The following is a 6,784-nucleotide window of genomic DNA, read 5'->3' as shown; positions in this document are numbered from 1 at the left end:
GGTCGAGGAAGTAAAAAGACGATTGAGAATTATATTCGTAATCAAGGTCGTCATAATGATGTCAAGCAGTTGAAACTTTTTGAATTGTGAAAAATAAAATAATAACGCCCTGCGCTCTTGGCGCAGGGTTCTTTACAATTTGATTTTACCAATATTAATCTCCATGTAGGTAAACTTGCAGGTGGTTCAAATACAGGAGCGGGCAACACTTTTATTGGACAGGCAGCTGGGCAAAATAATAACGGCAATTATGGTATTTTTATTGGTGAAGGCGCAGGATATATTAATTCTGGTTCCAATAATATATTCATCGGATATTCGGCTGGGCCAAGTAACACAAGTGGCCAGTATAATTCATTTCTTGGAGTTAGAGTGGGTTATAATAATCAAACAGGTAGCAATAACACCATTGCTGGGTATGAAGCCGGTGGGGATGGCGCATTAGCAGCATATTCTTTTTCTAACAATTGCTTTTTTGGTTACCATGCGGGTTATACAAATAAAACCGCAGGCAATAATATTGCTATGGGCTTTGAAGCATGCTCGCTCAATACTTATGCACAGGAAAATGTTGCAATTGGATACCAGGCATTGGCAAAGCAGGATTATGGAACAACAGCGTGGAATTCTTATAACGCAGCGATAGGCAACAACGCACTTTTCTCCAACAACCCCACCAGTTCCAGCACTGGAATTAAAAATACTGCTGTAGGCCACAATGCAGGATATGCGAACACTACTGGATATAACAATACATTTCTCGGATATAATGCTGACAATACAGGTGCAACAACTATTAATAATGCTGCCGCAATTGGTGCAGATGCTGTTGTAAAATTCTCAAACAATATGGTTCTTGGCGATAATAACACTAAGGTTGGAATTAATTTATCAAGCAGTTCTTCGGCAATATTATCACCGCTAAGTGTTGGAGGAGTTGGAGGAACAACAATTAAAGGATATTTTTATAATTCGTTAACTACAGGAGGAGCAGCCCTTAAAGCTGAAATGCCTGCTGGAACTTCTGGCAATAATTATGGAGTAATAGGCACTGTTCCAAGCGGAACTTCTAATGGTTATGGAGTGCAAGGCGATGCATCCAATGGATCTACTCAAACTGGTGGTGTATCTATAGGTGTATATGGTATAGCTGGTAATGTACCAACTGGTTATAATTATGGAGTTTATGGAAAACTTGTTGCTGGTAATGGAGCGAGTATATATGGATCATTCGCATCTCCAGTAAGTGTTCCAGCACAGTATGCAGGATATTTTGCTGGTTTAATAAGAACAACAAATGATTCTCCTGAAAAACCTACTAGTGGCAGTTGGGCTGGATATTCTGATGAACGATTGAAAAAAGATATTGCACCATTCAACGATGGTCTCAATGTGTTAAAGCAAATAAATCCAATAACATATAAATTCAACGGAATTGGTGACTTACCAACAGAAAAAACAAACATAGGAATTATTGCACAGGATGTAAAAAAAGTTGCTCCCTATTGCATAGGTTCAGGGAAGCTTATGGTAAAAGAATCTGAAGCTCAAAATTTTGGCACAGATGTAGTGGCAACATTGCCAGCTGATTCTTCAGGAGAAATCCATAGCATAATTAGTCCATTGACTTATAGTTATGATGGATTAATTTATGTTATGATTAATTCTATTAAAGAACTTTCTCATACAGTAGATAGTTTGCTTGCAGTAAAATCTGGTCAGCGCACTAATGAAAGCGGCAGCGATGGGCAAGGCAAAACCGAAACCACTTTGCAGGTAGAACTTGCCAACATGAACAAAATTATTTTATACGATGCGCAGCCCAATCCATTTTCAACCAGCACGGTTATCCGTTATTTCATTCCCGAAGATATGTCAGGCAGCGCCTACATAACTTTTCTTGATATGTATGGCAACGAAGTAAATAAAATTGCCATCACAGAAAAAGGTTTCGGCAAGATTGAAGCCAGCACCCAAAACCTCGCCAGCGGAATTTATTCTTATTCAATTGTTGTGGATGGAAAAACTATTGACAGCAAGCAAATGATCAAAACAAAATAATAAAATTCAGGGAACCTCTAAAAACTCATGAACCCCGTAGGAAGAATTTCCAACGGGGTGAATCCTACGGGGTGAACAATAGAATAATTGAACAATAGAACAACGAATAGCGAAGTAAAATGCAGAATACAGAACAAATACGATGTTTCCTTACTTCTTCATTCGTTATTCAAATGTTCAAATGTTCGTTATTCGAGATGCCCTTCAATTTAAACTCATACCTTAAACCTTAACCTTTTCACCATGCCATTTTCAAACATCAACATCGTCCTCACAGGCGCGCAAATCACCGCTATTCAAAACGCCATCACAGCGCTGAAAGCCCCTGCAAACATGCCCGTGCAGTTCAACCTCACAAAAGCAGAGCGCAAGAGTGTGCCCAACATCAGCAACGAGCGCTATCCGTATGTGCAGCGCGCCATACAAAACCATGCGCCAACAAACCCCAATTTAGTGAACGGCTTTGCAGGCACCACAGCCGAAGCCACCAACGATTTGACTTTTTACGACCAGATGAAATCATTCATACTGCAACTGCGTCAAGTAACTGAAATATACGAAGACACGCAGCAGGTGGCGGGCAGCGAAGCATACACTTTTACCCGCGTACTCTACAACACGTCTAAAGATGCATCTGCCAATCAGGTGCCGGGCGCTGATGCCGTGGCAGATGATTTAGGAACTTTGTTTGAAGGACAAGGAACAGCCGCTCTTGCCGGCACTTTCACCGCAAACCCTTCCGCCATTTCAGCGGGACAGCCATCCACTCTTTCCCGGAACATCACCGGCTCGGCAAGCGTGGCGATTGATAATGGCATTGGAGCAGTAACCCCTTCAGGAAACCTGTCCGTAACTCCGGCACAAACCACCACTTATAACCTCACCGCCACCGCCCCGGACGGAGAAACATTAGACCTATCAGCCACCGTTACCGTAACAGACGTGCAACCGCCTCCAGCGCCTTAAAGTATATGCCTTAAATCCCTAAAGGGACTTTGAATATTTTCACCCTTTAGGGCATGGGCATCTTTTTTTCTCAAAAACACTATTCTGGTTTAGTGAAATACTATTCTGGTTTAGTGAAACACTATTCTGGTTTAGTGAAATACTATTCTGGTTTAGTAAAACACTATTCTGGTTTAGTGAAATACTATTCTGGTTTAGTGAAACTCTATTCTGGTTTAGTAAAACACTATTCTGGTTTAGTGAAATACTATTCTGATTCAGTGAAATACTATTCAGGTTTAGTAAAATACTATTCTGGTTTAGTAAAACACTATTCTGGTTTACCCCATCTGGCGCGCGTTTGTAACATCAAGAACACAACCACAATCAATTCTTCAGAACGGATACCCGATTCCGAAGTTGAACACCGGCAGGTCTCTTCTTCCGAACATCCATCGGTCTCCGGGTTTCCGCGCGGGGTCTTTTATTTTTAAAGCTCCATCAAGGCGGATGATAAAGAAATTAAAATCCAGCCGAATGCCCATGCCGGCACCAATGGCAATCTGACCAATGAATGTGCTGTCTCCGGTTATATGAAACTCTCCCAGCGGATAACTGGGATATTTTTTCCGCAGCCATATATTTCCCGCATCAACAAACAGGGCAGCGTTCAATGCTTTTATCACGTTAAACCGGTACTCAAAGTTGGTTTCAATTTTTGCATCGCCAATTTTATCGGCAAAGCTGCTGCTGGTTTCATTACTGTATCCGCCAGGTCCCAGCGTTCTTGCTTCCCAGGCGCGCACACTGTTGGGTCCACCGGCAAAAAAACTTTTCTCAAGCGGAAGCGTGCGGTTATTATGCAAGGGTTTGCCAACGCCAAAGGCAATGCGGTAAACCAACTTGTCTTTGTCATTCACTAATTTATAATAGCGGTAATCAAAATCAAAGCGCAGGTATTGAGAGAACGGAATGCTGTCAATCATAAAGCTTGGATATTTGTATTCCAGGTTGATTCCTTTTGCATACAGGTCAATGAGATTAAAAACCCCCCTCATGGCATTGCCGGCTCCTTCGGCTACCATGCGCAGGTAAGAAAAATTTTTCTTTTTGCGGATATCCTGGTTGGTAAAAATAAATGCATAGCGAGAACCCAGCGTAAAGTGGTCGGAGTAACTGCTTTTCAGAAAAAGGTCTTTGCTGTTGTCAATCGTATTTTGCAATTGGGTATCTACCTTAAATATATTCACCAGATTAAATTCAATTGGATTGATAAGGTGCTGTTTGGAAGAAGTTTCTTTCCAGGTATATCCATAAGCAAGGTTTCCGATGGAGCGGCCGTAATCAGGGCGCCTTTGAAAATTATACATGCCTGTAAAATTTGTTTTCGCGTTGTTGCTTTTTGTTCCGCTGATATGAAAGGGCGTGAGAAAACGCGGCACGAGCATACTTGCTTCTGTTCCCAGTTCCAGCGTGTTGAACGGAAGGGGAGATTCTGAGATAATGATATTTTTTTTCTTCGTTTCAGTTTTCTGAACTTCGAGCGCGCCTTTCAGTTTCCATTCAAATATTTCTCCTCCTTTGAAAATATTTTTATTCTGGTAAACAAGATTGCCGGCAATGCCAAGCGTGCCCGATGTATTGGTGCCTTCTGTTTCAGCAGAGAACGATTGTTTGGGTATGTTGGATAAATAAATAAAGCAGTTGAGGCGATTAGTTCCGCTGGCGGCAAATTGCATCTGCACACTGCGGAAAAGCTTCAGTTCAGAAAGCCGCCTGTAAGTCTGGTCGGCATGGCTTTGCTGGTAGAGCTCTCCTTTTGAAATGAACAGCGCATTGGTAAGCAAACTGGGTTTGTATCTGATGGCTCCGTTGCTTAACAAATAAACAGTGGAGTCATTTGCAAAGAAGGTGTCTTTTGGCGCAGTTTTATTTTTAGGATCGTAATCAGTGTAAATATAAATGTTATTGATATAATACCGAATGTGTGAAGTTTCCAGAGTAGAATCTCTTTCACTTTCAATTTTGATAAGCGGATTTTTTATTCCCAGCGTAATATCTGCTTCATGCGTGCCGAGTGCAGTGTCAGCTTCATAATAAACATATTCTTTGGAAAAATAAAAATAACCGTTATTGCGGAGCATGGAGGTAATCCGGTCGCGTTCTTTCTGAAGTATATCCACATCGTAATTTATTCCGCGTTTGATAAGCGAACCGTAGGCATCGGCAAGAACATAATAACTTAATTGTTCGTCTTTAACTTCATAGCTGAGATTGCGGATGGTATAGGGTGTTCCTTCTTTAACAACGTAACAGGAAGTGACTTTTTTATTTTGCGCATGAATGGAATCCTTCACGGTGCTGTTGAAGTATCCTTTATTGTTCAGAAATAATTTTATCTGCCTGGCTGATTTTTTGGAAAGCAGAGAATCATAAATCACAGGCGGCTCTCCGTTGCTTTTCCACCATTCCCTGAAAATGAACGGCTCTTTTTTCTTCAGCGGAACTTTTTTGGCTTTTCTCCCTTTTGCCTCCCGCTTTGCATTGATGCGATTGTATTTTTCAATTTTTCCTGAATTGTAAGTTTCTCTTCTTGCAGTGCGTTTCATTTTTATTTTATCCAATTTATTTCCGTCAACGCTATTATAAATATGCAGATACATTCTCCAGAAAAGAATTTTTCGGTTCGGCTTTTGCTTGATGTAGGATTCCATATTGCTTTTGTCAACTTTACCGAATTTATCTATAACAACGTTTTTGTCAAGGAGCAGTTCGCCTTCTGTTATTTTTTTGGTTGGATTGCAGGAGGGAAGAAAGCAGCAGGAAGCAACGGCAGCGGCAGCGAATAAAAGGAAGTTGTGAATCTTCATTACTTTTGTCTTCGAAGCGAATTTACGAATTGTCAGTAGTCGCTGGTCATTGGCGGTTGCTAATGACTAATCGCTAATGGCTAATAACTAATCATGATTTCAAAATCGAAAATTAAATTTGTCCGCTCTCTTCATCAAAAGAAATACCGTGATGCAGAAGGATTGTTCATTGCGGAATGTCCGAAAGTGGTGAATGAACTTCTTCATTCAAATTACAGAGCGAAAGAAATATTTGCAACAAATCAGTTCAAAGTTCATCCCGATTTTTATCGGGACAAAGTTCAGGAAATAAGTGAGAAGGAACTGGAAAGCATATCTGCACTTACAACACCCAATCAGGTTCTTGCTGTGTTTGAAATTGTTACTCAGCAGTTTACTATTAATTCGGTGAGCGACAAACTCGTTCTCGCGCTCGATGATATCCGTGACCCCGGCAACATGGGAACTATTATACGCATTGCGGACTGGTTTGGCATAAATCACATTCTTTGTTCCGAAACCTGTGTGGATATTTATAATCCGAAAACAGTGCAGGCTTCTATGGGCTCCATGGCGAGGGTTTGTGCGCACTACGTGAATTTAGGAAACACATTAAAAAATAGTAAACCTGTTTATGCTGCTGTATTAGATGGGAAAAACATTTATTCAGAAAAACTATCTTCCACAGGGGTCATATTGATTGGAAATGAGTCCAAAGGAATTTCTGAGAACCTGATTAAATGTGTATCGAACAAGATTTCGATTCCGAATTTTTCTTCAGGAGCTGATTCGCTGAATGCCGCTGTTGCCACGGCAGTGATTTGTTCAGAATTCAGAAGACGAGGAGAAGCCCATCCCATCCTTCCCGAAGGGAAGGTGAAATATTTGTAAAGCACATACGTTCAGGGAAATGAAAATAAGTACCTTGC

Annotated in this window: 4 protein-coding genes; 3 read left to right on the top strand and 1 reads right to left on the bottom strand. The window is 41.0% G+C overall.

The genetic code is table 11. The features are described from left to right. The first annotated feature begins 117 nt into the window (after positions 1–117). Positions 118–2,061, top strand: a complete 1,944-nt coding sequence (locus HY841_06260; GenBank protein MBI4930347.1) for a tail fiber domain-containing protein — start codon at positions 118–120, stop codon at positions 2,059–2,061. A 243-nt stretch (positions 2,062–2,304) separates the two neighbouring features. Further along, a complete protein-coding gene (locus tag HY841_06255; GenBank protein ID MBI4930346.1) occupies positions 2,305–3,027 on the top strand; it encodes a hypothetical protein in 723 nt (240 codons plus the stop codon). Between the two features lie 374 nt (positions 3,028–3,401). Here HY841_06255 and HY841_06250 read toward each other — a convergent pair whose 3' ends face one another. Next, complete coding sequence (locus tag HY841_06250) at positions 3,402–5,876, bottom strand: BamA/TamA family outer membrane protein (GenBank protein MBI4930345.1); 2,475 nt, start codon at positions 5,874–5,876, stop codon at positions 3,402–3,404. A 93-nt stretch (positions 5,877–5,969) separates the two neighbouring features. On the opposite strand from HY841_06250, the gene HY841_06245 reads away from it, so the two are divergent. Next, the gene (locus HY841_06245; protein MBI4930344.1) at positions 5,970–6,746 is read left to right on the top strand and encodes an RNA methyltransferase; all 777 of its coding nucleotides are present in this window, start codon (positions 5,970–5,972) and stop codon (positions 6,744–6,746) included. Positions 6,747–6,784: the final 38 nt, after the last annotated feature.

The organism is Bacteroidota bacterium (genome assembly GCA_016213405.1).
GTDB lineage: Bacteria > Bacteroidota > Bacteroidia > Palsa-948 > Palsa-948 > Palsa-948.
This window is presented reverse-complemented; position numbering and strand designations above follow the sequence as displayed.